The sequence below is a fragment of the Imbroritus primus genome (genome assembly GCF_964332355.1).
GTDB lineage: Bacteria > Pseudomonadota > Gammaproteobacteria > Burkholderiales > Burkholderiaceae > Imbroritus > Imbroritus primus.
Map to the genome: position 1 here is coordinate 658,156 of NZ_OZ201293.1, position 17,286 is coordinate 675,441.

General features: G+C 59.5%; 14 protein-coding genes. All 14 read left to right on the forward strand.

What is annotated here, in order from left to right; genetic code table 11:
- Positions 1-191 precede the first annotated feature (191 nt).
- The 14 genes from rfbB (at position 192) to ACQ3C8_RS03055 (ending at position 17,286) form a co-directional block, all read left to right on the forward strand.
- Positions 192-1,262: a dTDP-glucose 4,6-dehydratase gene (rfbB, locus tag ACQ3C8_RS02990; protein ID WP_428852399.1), complete on the forward strand. Its 1,071-nt coding sequence runs from the start codon at positions 192-194 to the stop codon at positions 1,260-1,262.
- Complete coding sequence (gene rfbD, locus ACQ3C8_RS02995) at positions 1,252-2,166, forward strand: dTDP-4-dehydrorhamnose reductase (protein WP_428852400.1); 915 nt, start codon at positions 1,252-1,254, stop codon at positions 2,164-2,166. Before rfbB ends, rfbD begins: the two co-directional genes overlap by 11 nt.
- Positions 2,167-2,185: 19 nt before the next feature.
- On the forward strand, positions 2,186-3,064 hold the full coding sequence (gene rfbA, locus ACQ3C8_RS03000) for a glucose-1-phosphate thymidylyltransferase RfbA (protein ID WP_428852401.1): 879 nt from the start codon (positions 2,186-2,188) through the stop codon (positions 3,062-3,064).
- A complete protein-coding gene (gene rfbC / locus ACQ3C8_RS03005; protein WP_428852402.1) occupies positions 3,061-3,603 on the forward strand; it encodes a dTDP-4-dehydrorhamnose 3,5-epimerase in 543 nt (180 codons plus the stop codon). The genes rfbA and rfbC overlap by 4 nt, the downstream gene beginning before the upstream one ends.
- Positions 3,600-6,038, forward strand: a complete 2,439-nt coding sequence (locus ACQ3C8_RS03010) for a hypothetical protein (protein WP_428852403.1) — start codon at positions 3,600-3,602, stop codon at positions 6,036-6,038. Before rfbC ends, ACQ3C8_RS03010 begins: the two co-directional genes overlap by 4 nt.
- Positions 6,035-7,132 carry an NAD-dependent epimerase/dehydratase family protein gene (locus ACQ3C8_RS03015; RefSeq protein ID WP_428852404.1) on the forward strand — a complete coding sequence of 366 codons (1,098 nt, stop codon included), beginning with the start codon at positions 6,035-6,037 and terminating at the stop codon, positions 7,130-7,132. Before ACQ3C8_RS03010 ends, ACQ3C8_RS03015 begins: the two co-directional genes overlap by 4 nt.
- Before the next feature lie 14 nt (positions 7,133-7,146).
- Positions 7,147-8,073, forward strand: coding sequence for a glycosyltransferase (locus ACQ3C8_RS03020; RefSeq protein ID WP_428852405.1), 927 nt, complete (start codon positions 7,147-7,149; stop codon positions 8,071-8,073).
- The gene (locus tag ACQ3C8_RS03025; RefSeq protein ID WP_428852406.1) at positions 8,070-10,430 is read left to right on the forward strand and encodes a glycosyltransferase family protein; all 2,361 of its coding nucleotides are present in this window, start codon (positions 8,070-8,072) and stop codon (positions 10,428-10,430) included. The genes ACQ3C8_RS03020 and ACQ3C8_RS03025 overlap by 4 nt, the downstream gene beginning before the upstream one ends.
- Positions 10,431-10,693: 263 nt before the next feature.
- A complete protein-coding gene (locus ACQ3C8_RS03030) occupies positions 10,694-11,509 on the forward strand; it encodes a class I SAM-dependent methyltransferase (RefSeq protein ID WP_428852407.1) in 816 nt (271 codons plus the stop codon).
- 11 nt (positions 11,510-11,520) lie between these two features.
- Entirely contained in the window at positions 11,521-12,921 is a 1,401-nt protein-coding gene (locus ACQ3C8_RS03035) for an MBOAT family O-acyltransferase (RefSeq protein WP_428852408.1), read from the forward strand.
- Between the two features lie 2 nt (positions 12,922-12,923).
- Positions 12,924-14,027 (forward strand): hypothetical protein, encoded by a 1,104-nt coding sequence (locus ACQ3C8_RS03040; protein WP_428852409.1) that lies wholly within the window; start codon positions 12,924-12,926, stop codon positions 14,025-14,027.
- A 236-nt stretch (positions 14,028-14,263) separates the two neighbouring features.
- The gene (locus ACQ3C8_RS03045; protein ID WP_428852410.1) at positions 14,264-15,151 is read left to right on the forward strand and encodes a hypothetical protein; all 888 of its coding nucleotides are present in this window, start codon (positions 14,264-14,266) and stop codon (positions 15,149-15,151) included.
- On the forward strand, positions 15,152-15,973 hold the full coding sequence (locus ACQ3C8_RS03050; protein WP_428852411.1) for an ABC transporter permease: 822 nt from the start codon (positions 15,152-15,154) through the stop codon (positions 15,971-15,973).
- Positions 15,973-17,286, forward strand: coding sequence for an ABC transporter ATP-binding protein (locus ACQ3C8_RS03055; RefSeq protein ID WP_428852412.1), 1,314 nt, complete (start codon positions 15,973-15,975; stop codon positions 17,284-17,286). The genes ACQ3C8_RS03050 and ACQ3C8_RS03055 overlap by 1 nt, the downstream gene beginning before the upstream one ends.

Consider the following 17,286-nt stretch of genomic DNA (forward strand, 5'->3'; position numbering starts at 1 on the left):
GACATCCGGGGAGGCCGCATGTGTTACACCCCGGTACAAAATCAGCAGAAAGTGCGGTAACGAGCAGGGTTCCCTCGGTTAGAATAGCGGCAAATTTATAACATACGCACACATCGGTCAGGCCTCGTGCATGAGGCAGGCGGTTTTCTCCGCGACGTGATGCGTTTTCTCACTCACAGGGAGTACTCGACTTGGCCCATATTTTCGTGACGGGTGGGGCGGGTTTCATCGGCGGTAATTTTGTTCTGGACTGGTTTGCCACCCAAGGCGCGCACGCCGACGGGATTGTCAACATCGACAAACTGACTTATGCCGGCAACCTCAAGACGCTGACGCCGCTCGAATCCGACCCGCGCCATGTTTTTTCCCGGACAGACATCTGTGACCGGGATGCATTGGATACCCTGTTCGCTCAGTACAAGCCGCGTGCCGTGGTGCACTTTGCGGCGGAAAGCCACGTCGACCGTTCCATCCATGGTCCGGCGGAATTCATCCAGACCAACATCGTCGGCACCTTCACGCTGCTCGAAGCGGCGCGCGCCTACTGGAACACCCTGGATGACGGCGACAAGGCAGCGTTCCGTTTCCTGCATGTTTCCACCGACGAAGTCTTCGGATCGCTGTCGGAAACGGATCCGCAGTTTTCGGAAACCACCGCATACGCACCGAACAGCCCATATTCGGCCAGCAAGGCAGCGTCCGATCATCTCGTGCGTGCCTATCATCATACGTATGGCATGCCGGTGCTCACGACGAACTGCTCGAACAACTACGGCCCCTATCATTTCCCCGAAAAACTGATTCCTCTTGTCATTGCCAATGCATTGGGCGGAAAGCCCCTGCCGATCTACGGCGATGGCAAGAACGTACGCGACTGGCTATACGTTGGCGACCACTGCGCTGCCATCCGCGAGGTACTGGCGCGCGGACGTCTGGGTGAGACGTACAACGTCGGTGGCTGGAACGAAAAGACCAACCTCGAAGTGGTCCACACCTTGTGCGACCTGCTCGACGAGATGCAACCCAAGGCAGCTGGTTCCTATCGCGACCAGATCACCTTCGTGAAAGATCGCCCCGGCCACGATCGCCGCTATGCCATTGATGCGCGCAAGCTCGAACGCGAACTGGGCTGGAAGCCGGCGGAGACCTTCGAGACCGGGCTACGCAAGACCGTGCAATGGTATCTGGATAATCAGGCCTGGGTGCAGGACGTGATGTCGGGCGAATATCGCAACTGGGTCAGCAAGCAATATGCAGCCTGAGCGCGCCATGCCCCGCCTGTTGGTCACCGGCTGCAATGGCCAGGTCGGCTTTGAGCTGCAACGCAGCCTCGCGCCGCTTGGCGAGGTGCTGGCAATGGACCGCACGGCTTGCGATCTGACCCGCCCCGATGCCTTGCGGCAGATCGTGCGGGAACTGCGGCCTGATGTCATCGTCAATCCCGCCGCCTATACTGCAGTCGACAAAGCCGAGCAGGAAGCGGCGCTGGCCCATGCTGTCAATGGTGTCGCACCAGGTGTGCTGGCCGAGGAGGCGCGTGCGCTCGGCAGCTTGCTGGTGCATTACTCGACTGACTATGTCTTCGATGGCAACGGCAGTGGGCGTTACCAGGAAATGGACGATGTCAATCCGCAATCCGTCTACGGCAAGTCGAAGCTGGCTGGGGAACAGGCGATTGCGGCATCCGGTGCCACGGCGCTGGTCCTGCGGACGAGCTGGGTGTTCGGTGCGCATGGCGGCAACTTTGCCAAGACCATGCTGCGGCTGGGCAGCGAGCGCGAGAGTTTGCGTGTGGTGGCGGATCAGCATGGCGCACCGACCTCGGCCGCCTTGATCGCCGACGTGACCGCGCAGATCATCGGACGATTCTGGCTGCATGGTGACCGCAGCCGTTTCCCGGCCGGTACGTATCACCTTGCCGCCAGTGGCGAGACCACTTGGCATGCGTATGCGCAGGAGATTTTCCGCATCGCCCGGGCTCGCGGCGCCGCGCTCAAGGTGGGTGAAGGCGCTGTCGAACCCATCGCCGCGCGCGAGTATCCCGTGCCGGCCCCGCGACCGGCCAATTCGCGGCTGGACACGAGCCGCCTGCAACAGACATTCGGTGTGCATCTGCCACGTTGGGAGCAAGGCCTGCACCACGTGCTCGAGCAGATCATTCCCTGATTACCTTTCATGAGGACGTATGCGCAAAGGCATCATCCTGGCCGGAGGTTCCGGTACGCGGCTGTATCCCATCACACGCTCCGTATCGAAGCAGCTCCTGCCCATCTACGATAAGCCGATGATCTATTACCCGCTCAGCACGCTGATGCTGGCGGGCATCCGCGACATCCTGATTATCTCCACCCCCGAAGACACGCCGCGCTTCGCAGAAATGCTGGGTGACGGCAGCAACTGGGGGCTCAATCTCCAGTACGCCGTGCAGCCGAGCCCGGACGGCCTCGCGCAAGCCTTCCTGATCGGCCGGGATTTCATCGGCAACGATCCCTCGACCCTGATCCTGGGCGATAACATCTTCTACGGTCACGGCCTGTTCGAACAGCTCAAGCGGGCCTCGGTACAAGAGGCTGGCTCGACCGTATTCGCCTATCACGTGCATGATCCGGAGCGGTATGGCGTGGTCGAGTTCGATGACAATTTCCGCGCGCTGTCGCTGGAAGAAAAACCCGTCAAGCCGCGCTCCAACTATGCCGTGACCGGCCTGTACTTCTATGACCGGCAGGTGTGCGACATCGCCGCCGACATCAAGCCCTCCGCGCGCGGCGAACTCGAAATCACCGATGTCAACAAGCGTTACCTCGAACAGAACCAGCTGAACGTGGAGATCATGGGCCGCGGCTATGCGTGGCTCGACACAGGCACGCACGATTCCCTGCTCGAGGCGTCCGCCTTCATTGCCACCTTGCAGCGTCGCCAGGGCTTGATGGTTGCGTGTCCCGAGGAAATCGCCTTCCGCAACAAGTGGATCGACGCCGAACAGGTCGCCCGGCTGGCAACGCCCCTGAGCAAGAATGGTTACGGCAAGTACCTGCAGCAGATCGTCGCGGAGGGTGTGGCATGAATGTCGTTCAAACCGCCTTGCCGGAAGTCCTGATCCTCGAGCCGACAGTGTTCGGCGATGATCGCGGCTTCTTCTACGAGAGCTTCAACGCCCGTACCTTCGAAGAAGCCACTGGACTCAAGCGGCAGTTCGTGCAGGACAACCACTCGCGCTCGGCGAAGAATGTGCTGCGCGGACTTCACTACCAGATTCAGCAGCCGCAGGGCAAGCTGGTACGCGTGGTTGCTGGTGAAGTGTTCGATGTCGCGGTCGACATCCGCCGGAACTCGCCTAACTTCGGCAAATGGGTTGGCGTCACGCTGTCTGCGGAAAACAAGCGCCAGCTCTGGGTACCGGAAGGGTTTGCCCACGGGTTCGTCGTGACCTCGGACCATGCCGAATTCCTGTACAAGACGACGGATTACTATGCGCCCGCATTCGAGCGCAGCATTCTGTGGAACGATCCGGACATCGGCATCCAGTGGCCCATCGAGGGCGAGCCCGTACTGTCGGGCAAGGATGCGGCCGCACAATCCCTGAAAGGAGCCGAAACGTTTTGAGTGCAGACGAGAAACCTCTGGTGATTGGCTGGAAACTGTCCTCGCTGAATGCGAAGGTGGCAAGCGTCCGTTATCGGGCGCTGTTTCCACTGCTGGCGCTGCGTGAGCAGGGCGTCTCCAGCAAGGTGTTCGCGTCGGGGTCGGTCAGGAATCTGACCGGCATCGATGCGCTCGTGATCGTCAAGAGTTTTACCGCGGACGATATTGCACTCGCACATGCGGCAGTCGAGAAAGGGATTCCGGTTATCTACGATCTTTGCGACAACGTGTTTGCCGAAAGATATGGGTACGGCAGCGTCACCGCGCCTGCCGATATCGTGCGCCAGATCGGCATGATCGCCACTGCCTTCGTGACACCGACTGACGTGCTTGCCGATGTCATGCGTGACCAGCTGCGCGATGGCTTGCCTGTCTATGTGGTGCCGGATGGCATCGAAACAGGGCCGCTTGCAGAAGCCGCAGCTGCAGAAATCGAGCAGACGCTCGAGGCTGCGCGTCGCCGTCCGCTGATTGAACGCATCCGCGATTCGCAGGATGTCCGTAAATTCCTTGAACTGCTGCGTACAGGATCGGTGCGAGGGATCGCGCACCGCCTGGCAAAGTATGCCTATCGCAAGCTGGAGCCCGTGCGGGCCCGGATACTGGGGCGCGCCTCGCGTGTGGCGCCGCGGCCGATGGCGCCAGCCCTGCTGCCGCGCTCACAGAACGATCGATCCACCCCGCAGGCGGCTTCCGACTTGGGTGTGACGTTCGAGGGGAAACCGGCTTCACCCGATGCCCGGCGCCTGCTCTGGTACGGCAACCATGGTGCACTGCATGGCGGCCGTTTCGGCATGATCGACCTTGTCGATAACCGGGCCGCGCTGGAACGCATCGCCCGCGAGTTCGATGTCGAACTGGTCGTGGTCAGCAACCATGCCAAGAAGTTCGAGCAATTGATTGCTCCGCTCGCCATTCCCTCGCGCTATGTCGAATGGAGTCCCGCGCGCGTGCAGGAAGAACTGGCGCGGGCCGATATCGTGCTGGTGCCGAACAGTTGCGATGCGTTCAGCCTGGGCAAGTCTGCGAACCGGACCGCCCTCGCGCTGATGGCCGGCCATCCGGTCGTGGCAACACCCACACCGGCGCTCGTGCCGCTCGGCGACTGTATCGAGGCAGGGGATTTCTATATCGGGATCCGGCGTTACCTGACTGATCCGCAGCGTGTAGCTGCACATATCGCCATCGCGCGCGAGCGTTGCGAGCAACTCTATGGGCAGGCTGCCATCGCTGGGGCATGGCTGTCGGTGCTGGATGCGGTGCGTTCGCATGTGCTTGGCGCGGCTCAACTCGTGCAGCCGGAACTGGTCCTCGTCGCGAACCTGGTGCAGGATGTCGAATTCATTCGTCCGCTGGTGGCCGTGGCACGAGAACGCGGGATTCCGGTTGCCATCTGGGCGAGTACATCCATGATCTGCCGCTGGCCGTACACGCTGGCGGCGCTGGCGGAGTCCGGTGCGCCGCTGCGGGTTCTCGCGGAAACGAAGAGTGGCGCCGTGGTGCCGCGCTTTCCGCATTCGGTCCGCGCGGTACTGACAGTGGCCGACACCAACCTCGGTCCGCACCGCTTTTCGAATAGCATCACGCAGGCAGCCAACAAGGCTGGCATTGTCACGGGTACGCTGCAGCATGGTTTCGAGAACGTCGGCCTGACCTATTCGGATGACCTGCACGTCATCGAACGCATCGAGTTCGACGCCCGCCGCATCTTTGTGTGGGGGAATCTATCCCTGCTGCACCCCCGTGTCAGCGAGAAGACGCGCCTCAAATGCATTTCCGTCGGATGTCCGAAGGCCGCAGAGACTGCGGAGGCGGTGCTGCCTTCCATCGTACCTGCCGGCAAACCGGTCGTCGGCATTTTCGAGAACCTGCACTGGCATCGCTACGATGATGCCTACCGCAGCTTCTTCCTCGATGGTGCATCGCGTCTGGCAGTGGCACATCCGGACGTGACGTTCATCGTCAAGCCGCACAATGCGGGGCGCTGGCTGACGACCCGTTTCGATGGGGAACTGTCGCTGCCGGCGAATCTCCTGATCGCCGACCCATCGGAGGCGCAATGGGAGGGGCTGACGGCCGCCGGCATGCTGCCCCATCTGAGCGGCGTCATCACTTCTCCTTCCACCGTGGCGCTCGACGCTGCCCGCGTCGGCCTGCCAGTGGCAGTGGTCGCCCACGACCTCAAGCTGGACAACTACGCGCCGTTGTATCTCATCCAGAGTACCGCGCACTGGAACGATTTTGCTACGAGCCTGTTCGATGGCACGCACCGGCAGGCGCTGGTCGACGCCAGTGCGGCATTCGTGGCACGCGTCGTGTTGCCTGGCGACGCGGCCGCGCGCATCGTGGAGCATCTCTTGAACCCTGATTTAGACGCACAAGGCTTAGCAGCATGACCCAAAGCATTCTCATCACCGGCGGCGCCGGTTTCATCGGCTCCCGTCTCGTCAAGGCACTGCATGCGGCTGTGCCGGGCGACAGGATCTGGGTATTCGACAACCTGCATCCACAGGTGCATGGCGCGGGCGCCCAGCCGCCGGTCCTGCCCGAAGGAACGACATTCCGTCTTGGCGACGTCAAGAATGCCCAGGCGGTACGCCAGGTGGTTGCCGAGGCACAGCCGGACTTGGTCTACCATCTGGCGGCTGAAACCGGGACCGGCCAGTCGTATGATGAAGTTTCGCGCTACTGTGAGGTCAACGTCTCCGGTACCGCGCACCTGATCGAAGCGCTGCGGGCCACGCAGCATCCGGCGCGGCGTGTCGTCCTCGCGGCCTCGCGGGCCGTCTACGGCGAAGGCGGCTATCGCGATGCGGACGGACGCGAGCATGTCGGGCTGCCGCGTGATGCGGCCGCCATGTCTGCCGGCGACTTCAGCGTGCCGATGCCGGCCTCTGCCCGCCTGCCAGCGCAGCCGATGCCCAGCCATGCCGGTCTGCCGCCTGCACCGGCATCGATCTACGCTTCCACCAAGCTGATGCAGGAATACCTGCTGAAGCAGGCGGGCGAGGGCGCGCCGTGGAAGGCCACGATGCTGCGTTTCCAGAATGTCTATGGGCCGGGCCAGTCGTTGCGCAATCCCTATACCGGCGTACTGTCGATCTTCGCCCAGCAACTGCTGTCGGGCCAGGGCCTGAACATCTATGAAGACGGCGAAATCGCCCGGGATTTCGTATATGTCGACGACGTGGTCAGCGCCCTCGTGGCCGCCGGACAGGCCGATTTGCCGCACGGTACCACCGTGGATATTGGTCTAGGTCAACCGACGACCATTCTGCGTACGGCAAAATTGCTGATGCAGTTCCTTGGCTGTTCCGACCGTGAACTGAAGGTCACGGGACAGTTTCGCGTGGGCGACATCCGGTACGCTGCGGCAGACATTTCAGCCGCGCGTGAACTGCTTGCCTGGGCTCCTGCCGTTGCCGTCGAGGAGGGACTGTCGCGCCTCGCCCAGTGGGCGCGCGACGAATATGCGGCAGCCCAGCACTGAACTGGAGTTTCAATATGGCCAATGATGAAGTGATTCGTGTGTTCGTGGGGGCCGACCGCTCCCAGATGCTGGCCGTGCCTGTCCTTGAGCATTCCATCAAGCGGCATACCGATGCCCGGGTGGAAGTGATTCCCATGCTCGACCTGCCGGTGCCCGCGCCAAAGGATCCGCGCAACAGCCAGCGCACGGGCTTTTCCTTCAGCCGTTTCTGCATTCCCAAGCTGGCTGGCTACCAGGGCAAGGCCATCTACATGGATGCCGATATGCTGGTGTTCCGGGATATCCGTGAACTGTGGAATATCCCGTTCGACGGAGCCAAGGTGATCATCCAGAAAGAGGTCAAGCACGAAGATGTCACGCTGAACAAGGCCGGCGCGCCGAAGAAGCGCAAGAAGCAGTGCGCGGTCATGCTGCTCGACTGTGGCCGGCTCGATTGGGATATTGAACATATTGTCCGCGAGATGGACGAGGAAAAATACGACTACGAAGGCTTGATGTACGACCTGTGTATTCTCGCGGAAGACGAGGTCAAATTCGGCGTTCCCTTCGAATGGAACAGTCTCGAACATTATGATTCGGAAACCCGGCTGATTCACTACACGGATGTCTATACGCAACCATGGACAGCTGTAGGTAATCCTTGGGGGGATCTTTGGCTTGATGAAGTCCGCTTGATGCTGCGGACGGGTGCTCTGACTTGGGAGATGGTCAGGAAAGAGGTCGATCTGGGATATTTTCGTCCCTCGCTGCTCACCGACCTCAAGTATCGGCAGCGCTTTCCTTCCTGGGCACGGTCATGGCTCGACAAGCGCAATATCGTCAAGGACAAGCTTTCGCGCTACGTTCCGCATAAGGAGGTCTACGCCCAGAAGCGGATCCGCCAGCAAGCTATCAAGGCTTATGAGGCGCAACTCGCGGCAAAAAGAAGCAATGACGCATGAAGCTGACGCTGCCCGCCGGTACCAGATTTTGGCGACCAATGCCTGACCGTTCTGCAATCGATGTTGCGGCTTTCGATGCATTCCATCTGGGTAACAGAAGGGTCCCGTGCGTTCTAATTTTCACGGAGAATGTAAACGCAACCTATTTCATCAGTTTCGAAATACCACTGCTGCCCTTGTATGAGCAAGGAACAGTAAATTTCGCAACGCTTTCCCAGCAGAAGATCAAAGCAATACCAGGCAAGGATCGCCACGCCTTTCTGGGCAAGGTGCTCGCGGCCGTGCGGCCTGATGCTGTCATCATGACACGCTACGGCGAGCCATATGGCCAGCAGATTATGGCGTTTTTTCAGGAAGCGGGCGTTCCCGTTATTTATCACATTGATGATGACCTGCTCGATATACCTCCCTCCTTGGGTAAGGAGATATCAGCGCGGCAGGGAGCGGAAGCGATAGTGGCTACTCGCCGTGCCCTCATCAGTAAGGCGGATCTTGTATACGCGTCGACCGCTGAATTGCACGCGCAACTGGCTCAAAAAATTCCGGAAGCAAACGTCTTGCATGGAGCCATATACACATCGTATATGGGCGATTTCCTGTCATCGGTCGAACGACCGTCTCAGCGAAACGTCATCGGATATATGGGATCCAAAGGACACGGAGAAGATCTGGCTCTCGTCGTGCCAGCTCTCGTTCGTGTTATGGAAGAGCATCCGGATCTTCAATTCGAGCTTTTTGGCACGATTCAGATGCCTGCCGAACTTGAACGCTTCGGTAGTCGCATCTCGACACACCGGGTTCAGGTTTCCTACCGCGAGTTCCTTCAAACGTTGAAAGGGCTTGGCTGGAAATTTGGTCTGGCGCCGTTGGTGGATGAGCCATTCAATCGTTGCAAGGCACCCACCAAGCTTATCGAGTACACCGCGAGCGGTATTCCCGTTCTTGCTTCTGACATGGTTGTTTATAACAAGGCTGTGCCACCTGATGCCGCGACCTTTGTATCAGACGATGCTTGGTACCAGGCAATGACGAAGGCGTTGTCAGATACGAGCGGCTTGGTGGAGCAGCAATGCAGAGCTCACGAATATTGTGCGAAGCGATTTAGCCTGCATGCTCTTCAAGCTCAGATAGGCGAAGCGCTCCGCCACGTTGGGGTACCGTCCAAAATGAAACTGTTATTTCATCGCGAGAAAGCCATCGCTCTCTCGCGAGCTGTGATTGGCCGCATATTTGGCTATGCGTCTCCACATGTGTCAATGAACCGAGAAGGGGCGCGGACACGGGTATTGTTTGTGGCAAATGACTTTATTCCGACACTTCAGTTGAGTTTTATCAAGCCCCTTCGTTCTCTGGTGGAAAGCGGTGAAATGGCCATTGACGTTTTGTCAGAACGTCAGATGAGTAACGTTTTCGGGCGAAAACGTAGAGGTTGGGTGGCCCTACAGTGGGTTCTGAGCCGAGTGCGACGCTTCAATCCAACAGTGGTGGTGTTTTGCCGTTACAGCGGACCACATGCCAATGCATTGCGTGACTACGCGTCAGAAAATGGCATTCCAGTGGTCTATCATATCGACGATGACTTATTGAACGTGCCCGAGGAATTAGGCGAAGAGAAATTCGCGTATCACAATCAACCCCACAGGCTTGAGGCTGTCCGATATCTGCTTGCGGAAAGTGATCTCGTCTATTTTTCGACTGAAAAACTGCGTGCACGCATGCAGCGGCATTGTGCGAATAGCCAAACCTATGCCGGCGATATTTATTGCTCTGGTGAGGTGGTGGAGCGCGCAGAATCAAGAAAAGCGACTAAAGTGGGGTACATGGGGTTCGACCACGCGCACGATTTCGAAATTGCTTTACCAGCAATCATAGAAATGCTGGACACCTATCCTTCGGTCAGTTTTGAGCTTTTTGGTTCGATTCCATTGCCAGAAGAGCTTCGTCGTTTTGGCGCACGGGTCGGAGTCATACCACCGGTAAGAGGCTATGGCGAATTCATGAAACGCCTCGCATCGCTTAAATGGGATATCGGAATCTGCCCGCTTGAAAAATCCGAATTCAATGGCGTTAAAGCTAATACCAAATGGGTTGAATATACCGCCGCTGGTGCAGCCGTTATTGCAAGTAGCGGCACGGTTTACGACGATTGCTGCGCCAGTGGTTGCGGAGTGCTTGTCGAGCATTCATCTGAATGGGCCGGGGCTCTCTCTCATCTCATTGAGAGCGATCAAGAAAGATATGAAATGGTACGAGCCGCTCAACGTAAACTCGAAAATGAATATTCGGTATCAAAGTTGCGTGAACAAGTAACCCGGGTCCTTGAGCGGGCAGTGCATTCACGTCGATTGCCTACATGAATTCGCCCTCGTTTCTACAGGTGCTGGCGGATCGTCATGCTCAATGTTTTTCCGGGGTGGGAGTATCTTCGCCCACTCCGACTATGAGTAGAATATCGTCCCGCACTTCACAGCTCATGAGCAGGGCGGCTGGTATGATTCGTCCGTCGTCGGCTGACCTGCCGCCGCGGTGTTGGCGAGCTACTGTGGCCTGAATGCGTGAGTGAAGTTTTTTAGTAGCAGCTTGTCATTGCCGTTGGTTCTGTCATCAAAAAGGAACAGAAATGACCCCCGCCGAAATTGAACGCCGCCTTGCCGAACTGTCGCCGGAAACGCCTTGGGCCCACTTGTTTGAATTTGCCCCTGGGGTGTTCAGCGTGACCCCCGAAAACGAGAAATTCTTCAAGAAAGCAACAGGCCTCAAGCGTGTTGGCGACGTGCTGCTGCAGATCGCGGAAATGCAGGTGCATGGCCATTCGCTCGCCGACAAGCGCGTGCTCGATCTGGCATGCGGCGAAGGCGGCCACTCGGTGCAGTTCGCGGAAAAAGGCGCCCAGGTGGTCGGTGTCGAAGGACGTTCGCTCTATATGGAGCGTGCGCGTTTCGCCGCGGAAGCCATGGGCCAGCCGCATATCAAATTCATCCAGGGTGATGTCCGCAAGCTCGATCCGCAATTGGGCAAGTTCGACGTCGTGGTCTTCTCGGGGATCCTGCATCACCTCGGCATCGAGGATTTTGACGGCATGATCGCCGAACTCGGCCGCCTGACCGAGGACATGCTGCTGATCTACACGCACGTCGGCTCGGATCTGGCGGTCAAGAACCATCGCCTGCAGGGGCCGCAGTTCACCCCGGCCGGCCGGGAAGGCTATCTGTTCCGCGAACACAAGGACGATGCGACCGCCGAGCAGCGCGAGCAGCAGGTGCGCGCGTCGCTGGACAACACATTTTCGTTCTGGGCCAAGGAAGAAGTGCTGATCGATGCGCTCAGGTCTGCCGGATTCCCGCTGATTCTCAAGGTGCTGACGCCGCATCCGTTCGGCTGGGAAAACGCCTCCTACCGTCCTATTCTGGTCGCAAAAAAAGAACGCGCTAGCTGAGATCGCCCCTCGTGTTATTCAATACCTTTGTTTTTGCCGGCCTGTTCCTGCCGCTGACGCTGCTCCTTTTCTGGGGAGCCCCGTCGCCGCGGGCAAAGCGCATCGTCTTGCTCGTGAGCAGCTTGTTCTTCTACAGCTACTGGCTTCCCAGCTATCTGCTGTTGCTGGTGGGGTTTGTGGCAATTGCATGGTATTGCGCGATCCAGGCGGACCGGACACGCTCGGCCTGGCCGGTGTGGGTGGCCAGCATCCTGCTGCTGGGAAGTCTGGCGTACTACAAGTACGCCAGCTTTCTTGCGCATGTCGCGGTCGATGTCGGGCTTGCGGACAGCGGATTCCGGGTCCACCAGCTTGCCTTGCCGCTTGGCATCAGTTTCATCGTGTTCCAGGCCCTGGGCTACGTAGTGGACGTTTACCGACGTGAATTCCCGGCCGAGAAGCGATTCAGTGTCGTGCTGCTATTCAAGGGCTTTTTTCCTCAGCTGATTGCGGGGCCGATCTGCCGCGCCCATGAACTGATGCCGCAGCTGAAAGGCAACTTCCAGTTCCGGCTGGATCAGTTCACCTCCGGGCTGGCGATATTTGCCCTCGGCCTGTTCCTGAAAGAATTTTTTGCCGACGGCTTGGCGCCGCTCGTCGACCAGCTCTATGCACGCCAGGATGTCTACTCGTTCCAGCACGCCTGGGCCGCATCCATTGGCTTTGGCGGCCAGATCTACGCGGACTTCTGGGGTTACTCCACGATGGCGGTCGGGCTGGCACGCATGTTCGCCATCGATATTCCGGTCAACTTCAACCTGCCGTATCTCTCAACTTCGCTTCGGGAGTTCTGGCGGCGGTGGCACATTACGCTGTCGCAATGGCTGCGCGATTACCTGTACAAACCACTGGGCGGTTCGCGCCACGGCAAGGCACGCACCATTTTCGCGCTGATGGCGACGATGCTGCTGGGCGGGATCTGGCACGGCGCCAACTACACGTTCATTGTCTGGGGCGCGATTCATGGCGCGGCCCAGGTGCTGGAGCATCTGCTGGGCCGCAGGCAGGTCAGGACCTCGCATAAGGGATGGTCGGTCACGGCCGTCTTCGGCTGGATCTATACCTTCCTCGTCGTATTCGTCGCCTGGGTGTTTTTTCGGGCGGTTGACATACATCAGGCAACGCAGATCGTTTCCGCGATGTTCCAGCCGGCCGTCTTCAGCGTCCGGGCCCTACCGGCCGAGATCAAGCAGATCGCCTTCCTTGTGGTGACGCTGGCGTTGCTGCAGATTCCCATTGAATGGCTGCTAGCCCGTTTGCGTCGTGAGCGCCTCGCGCCCCACGTCGCCGTCGGGATCGCATTCTGGGCGATCATCGCTGCCGTGATACTTGGCGCGCCGATCGCCGTGCCATTTATTTATTTCCAGTTCTGACGATGCGCAAAATCATCCTGACCCTGATCGCGTGCGTGGTCATCCTGCTTGCCATCGAGGTAACGCTGAGGTCCGTCCTGTTTCGCCATGTGTCGTATTCGAACAGCGAGAGCATCGACCGGCAACTCAAGGAGCGCAATGCACGCTCGGACTGGAACATCCTGTTTGTCGGCGATAGCGAGACCAGGTGGGGCATCAATCCGGAAGTCATCGATGCGGAGCTTGCCGCCAGTGGCCTGCGGATGCATGCCTTCAATCATGCATTCGATGGTTTCGGCGCCTCGTGGTGGCCCGCCTTGCTGCCAAAGCTGCTGGCCGAGCCAGCGCTGAAGAATGTGAAGTATGTCGCGGTCGGTGTGCAGATGATCGATGTCCATCGCCGGATCCGTGATTCCGGGGAAGACTGCGGCGCCCTGCAGAAGCCGGTGTTGACGTCGCCTTTTGCCAAGGATCTGGGTGTCGACGGACTATGCCGCGATCAGTCCTGGGATGGCCGGCTTGGCAAGGAAGTATTCGGTGCACTGTGGACTGTCAGGCATGCGCCTTCCGTTCGTGCGCTGATCCTGCCCAGTTTTCGGCAGACGTCGCATGAACTCCGCTTCAATTCGCGCAAGAGCGGTGAATCGGTGCGGGGCTTCGAGCCACATCGCAGCATCGCGCAGGACAAAGACTCCTTCGAAAGCGAATTCGCGCGCTGGAAGGCACAGTACAACCCGGAGCGTGATTTCGGACCGCTGCCTGAAGCTGCCTGGATCAAGCTGACCGCGTCAGGTGAGTTCTTCGATCAGCTGAACGAGGTCGTGCGCAAACAGGGGCGCTCCCTGGTCCTGTTCGCTTTGCCGACCAATCCCCTGGTGATCGATACATTCGGCCGCCGCGATGACTATCGCAGGAACTCGGCACTGCTCGCCGCATGGGCGCAGCAAAGAGGCGTCATATTCCTTGACGCTGGTATCCGGGATGTGCCCAATCCGGATAATTATTTCAGCGACATGCGTCATCTCAGCGGCGAGGGTGCCTTGCATTATTCGCAGTGGCTGGGCAAGGCGCTGGCAGCACGGTTGCACGAAAATCGCCAGGCGGCGCCGGAGGCAGTGCGTCGCTAGGTTCGATGTGCCAGGCCTTTGCTGGCGTGTACGTGCTGCCGCGAACCACGGCGTGGATGGCCGCGGGCTTTGACGGTATGGAGCTCGGATGTGGCCCATTCGCCAGGCACAGCCACACGCGGGAAGCAGCGCCGATGGACAGCCACCAGAAAGACGTGAATTGAACTGCAACACGATTGAAAGAAGCAACGACAGCGTCGCCCGGACAGTGGCGGCTGAATGACATGATGACGAATATGAACCTAGCCCCTGCCCGGCCACTTTGCTTTGCGACCTTCCATGCGGATGTCGGGGCAGGTGACTCAAAAGAAGGGCCGCACCCCAAGGCGAACCTGCATAACCTGCGCTATGTGCGCAATATCGAGCTGCTGTTCAAGTCGGTTGGCGTGTTTCATCCGGGTTCGACGCTGTGCCTGCTGACCTCGGCCAGGACCGATCTCTCGGCACTGAAGATGGATTATCGGCGCCTGGACTCCGAAATCGATCCCAAGGCCCTGATGCTCAGCCGCTCGCTTGCACAGCAGGACATGGTGGATCACGACGATTTCAGCCTGCCGATCGTCCTGATCGATTCGGATATCCTGATGAACGGCAGCCTCGAGCCCGTGTTCGAACAGGATTTCGACGTCGCGCTGACGTGGCGTGCGAGTGTCAACATGCCGATCAACGGCGGCTTGCTGATCCTGAACAATCGCCGCCCGGAGGTGGCACGGAAATTCTTTGACGATTTTGTCGCGATCTATCGCGAGAAATACATGGACGGTGCCGGCTGGTATGGCGACCAGCTCGCTCTGCGCGATCTCTGCGGCATGACTTACCGGGAAATGCGGGAGCACAAGCTGGTCGAGGTCAATGGCTGCAAGATCCTGTTCCTGCCGTGCGATCAGTACAACTTCTCGCCAGAGGACAGTTTCGCGGCCGTGACGAGCCCGATTCGCCGGGCCGTAGTACTGCATTTCAAGGGCTACCGCAAGCGCTTCATGCAGGCCTACTGGGTGGCGCATCTACAGGTTCGCGAGCGCAGCACGCTGCTGCGGCGGGTGCGTGCGTACCTGATGCGGAAATCGCTGGCATGGAAAGCAGCCCGTGAAGCGCCTGTGGTAACGAAAGATGAGGATGAGTGAATGAGCGGTTACACATACGGACAGGAAAGCTCGCGCCTCGGCAGCGTGGCCGGCGTTCTGCTGCTGTCCCTGCGCCTCTTCCGGCGCACCATCGGTGCCAAGTACCGCAAGTCGTTTCTCGGCTATTTCTGGATGGTGTTTCCGGCACTCCTGATCACTGGCGGCGTGTCGATGGCGAGCCGCGCTGGCATCATCAATCCGGGACAGATCGATTTGCCGTATCCCCTGTATGTCCTGATGGGCACGCTCGTGTGGCAGGTGTTTGCCGAGGGCGTCGAGATCCCCTACCAGGCATTCGAAGGCGCGCGCTCGTATCTGACGCGTGTCAATTTCCCGCGTACGGCGATCATCCTGGCACAGTCGTATGAATCCCTGATCACCACGCTGGTACGGGTGATCGTCGTGCTGATCATGATTGCCGCTTTCCACAAGCTGACGGTGATCGGCACGGCGCTCATCATCGGCGGGTTTTTCCTCGCCGCTTTTCTGGGGATCGGCATCGGCGCGATCTTGGCTCCCTTCATGCTGCTGTTTTCCGACCTGCACAATACGGTCAAACTGATCCTGAGCTACGGGCTGTTCCTGACTCCGGCGCTGTACTCGCCCAAGGCTGGCGAGCTCTTCTCCACGATCGTCAACGCCAATCCGGTGTCTCCGCTGATGCATGGGGTGCGCGATGCCGCCGCCTCCGGCATGCTCGGCTCGCCCATCTCGTTCTGCGTCGTGGCCGTGGCGGCCGTGGTGCTCGTGCTGGCCGGACTTGCACTGCTGCGGATGTCGTCGCCGATCCTGATCGAACGCATGCTGATCGGAGGCCGATGATGACGGATTCCAAACAGTATTGTGTTTCGGTACGCAACGTTTCCAAGAAATTTGCCCGCTCGCTCAAGCGCTCTTTCGTTTATGGCGCGCGCGATATCGGCGGAGCGCTGCTTGGCCGCGCGCCTTCCACCAAGCTGCGGACCAGCGAGTTCTGGGCGATCCGGGATGTATCGTTCGATCTCGAGCCGGGGAAATCGATCGGCATCGTCGGCTTGAACGGCAGCGGCAAGACGACGCTGCTGCGCATGGTCAGCGGAATTCTCAAGCCGACGGCGGGCGAAATCGCCATCCACGGCCGGATCGCCCCCATGCTGGCACTGGGCGCGGGTTTCAAGCCCGTGCTGTCGGGCCGCGAGAACATCTTCCTGAACATGTCCATCCTTGGCGTGCCGCATCAGGAAATCGTCAAGCGCTTGGACAGCGTGATCGACTTCGCTGAAATCTGGGATGCCATCGATGCGCCGCTGGGTACCTACAGTTCGGGCATGCTGGCGCGCCTGGGGTTCTCCTGCGCCATCCATACGAATCCCTCGATCCTCGTCGTGGACGAGGTGCTTTCCGTTGGCGATGCCAAGTTCCGCGCCAAGTGCCGCAACCACCTCAACCAGCTGCGCAAGCAGGGCACGTCGATGCTGCTCGTCTCGCACAGCGCGGTGCTGGTGGAAACACTGTCCGATGAATGCATCTACCTCAAGAGCGGTGTCGTCACCGCGCGTGGTGCGCCGGCCGAGGTGCTCAAGGCGTATGAGGCGGACGGGCTGAAGATTGCGCTGGAAAACAACCAGCGCGCCGCAAACCGGCTGGCGGAGCGCGGCGAATCGTCGGCGCCGGAACAGATCCGGATCAAGCACGTCGGCCTGGGAATCAACGGGGCCGAGGATGCCGGCTATTGGGTATCGGGCAAGCCGGGACGTATGTCCGTGTCGCTGGAGTCGCCGGTTGCCAGCGAAGAGCTCAGCGTCAACCTGATGATCTTTGACCTGACGTACCAACAGGGCGAGACCGTCCAGTTCCTCATGAGCGCCAAGGATATCGGCTGGGTACGCGCCGATGCCGGCGACTCGCGGTTCGTACTGGAACTGGATGCCGTCGGCCTGCGCCCCGGGACCTATCGCATCAAGATGAGCCTGACGCAGGGCAAGATGCATGACATTCTGGATGTCGTCGACAACTTCAAGCTGGTGGTCCGGGATGGCGGCCTGACGTCGAATGCGCTCTATTATCAGCCGCGCAACTGGGCGCTGGTCGATGCAGCCGTGACGCAGCCGCCCGATCCCGTGGTGGAAGAAATCGTGCAGGAAGAGGATTTCTGA

What these genes read in the sequence shown, in the direction of transcription:
- ACQ3C8_RS03015 (WP_428852404.1), top strand. Translation starts at nt 6,035, where the DNA reads ATGACCCAAAGCATTCTCATCACCGGCGGCGCCGGTTTCATCGGCTCC.
- ACQ3C8_RS03050 (WP_428852411.1), top strand. Translation starts at nt 15,152, where the DNA reads ATGAGCGGTTACACATACGGACAGGAAAGCTCGCGCCTCGGCAGCGTG.
- rfbC (WP_428852402.1), top strand. Translation starts at nt 3,061, where the DNA reads ATGAATGTCGTTCAAACCGCCTTGCCGGAAGTCCTGATCCTCGAGCCG.
- ACQ3C8_RS03020 (WP_428852405.1), top strand. Translation starts at nt 7,147, where the DNA reads ATGGCCAATGATGAAGTGATTCGTGTGTTCGTGGGGGCCGACCGCTCC.
- rfbD (WP_428852400.1), top strand. Translation starts at nt 1,252, where the DNA reads ATGCAGCCTGAGCGCGCCATGCCCCGCCTGTTGGTCACCGGCTGCAAT.
- ACQ3C8_RS03040 (WP_428852409.1), top strand. Translation starts at nt 12,924, where the DNA reads ATGCGCAAAATCATCCTGACCCTGATCGCGTGCGTGGTCATCCTGCTT.
- rfbA (WP_428852401.1), top strand. Translation starts at nt 2,186, where the DNA reads ATGCGCAAAGGCATCATCCTGGCCGGAGGTTCCGGTACGCGGCTGTAT.
- ACQ3C8_RS03045 (WP_428852410.1), top strand. Translation starts at nt 14,264, where the DNA reads ATGAACCTAGCCCCTGCCCGGCCACTTTGCTTTGCGACCTTCCATGCG.
- ACQ3C8_RS03030 (WP_428852407.1), top strand. Translation starts at nt 10,694, where the DNA reads ATGACCCCCGCCGAAATTGAACGCCGCCTTGCCGAACTGTCGCCGGAA.
- ACQ3C8_RS03025 (WP_428852406.1), top strand. Translation starts at nt 8,070, where the DNA reads ATGAAGCTGACGCTGCCCGCCGGTACCAGATTTTGGCGACCAATGCCT.
- ACQ3C8_RS03055 (WP_428852412.1), top strand. Translation starts at nt 15,973, where the DNA reads ATGACGGATTCCAAACAGTATTGTGTTTCGGTACGCAACGTTTCCAAG.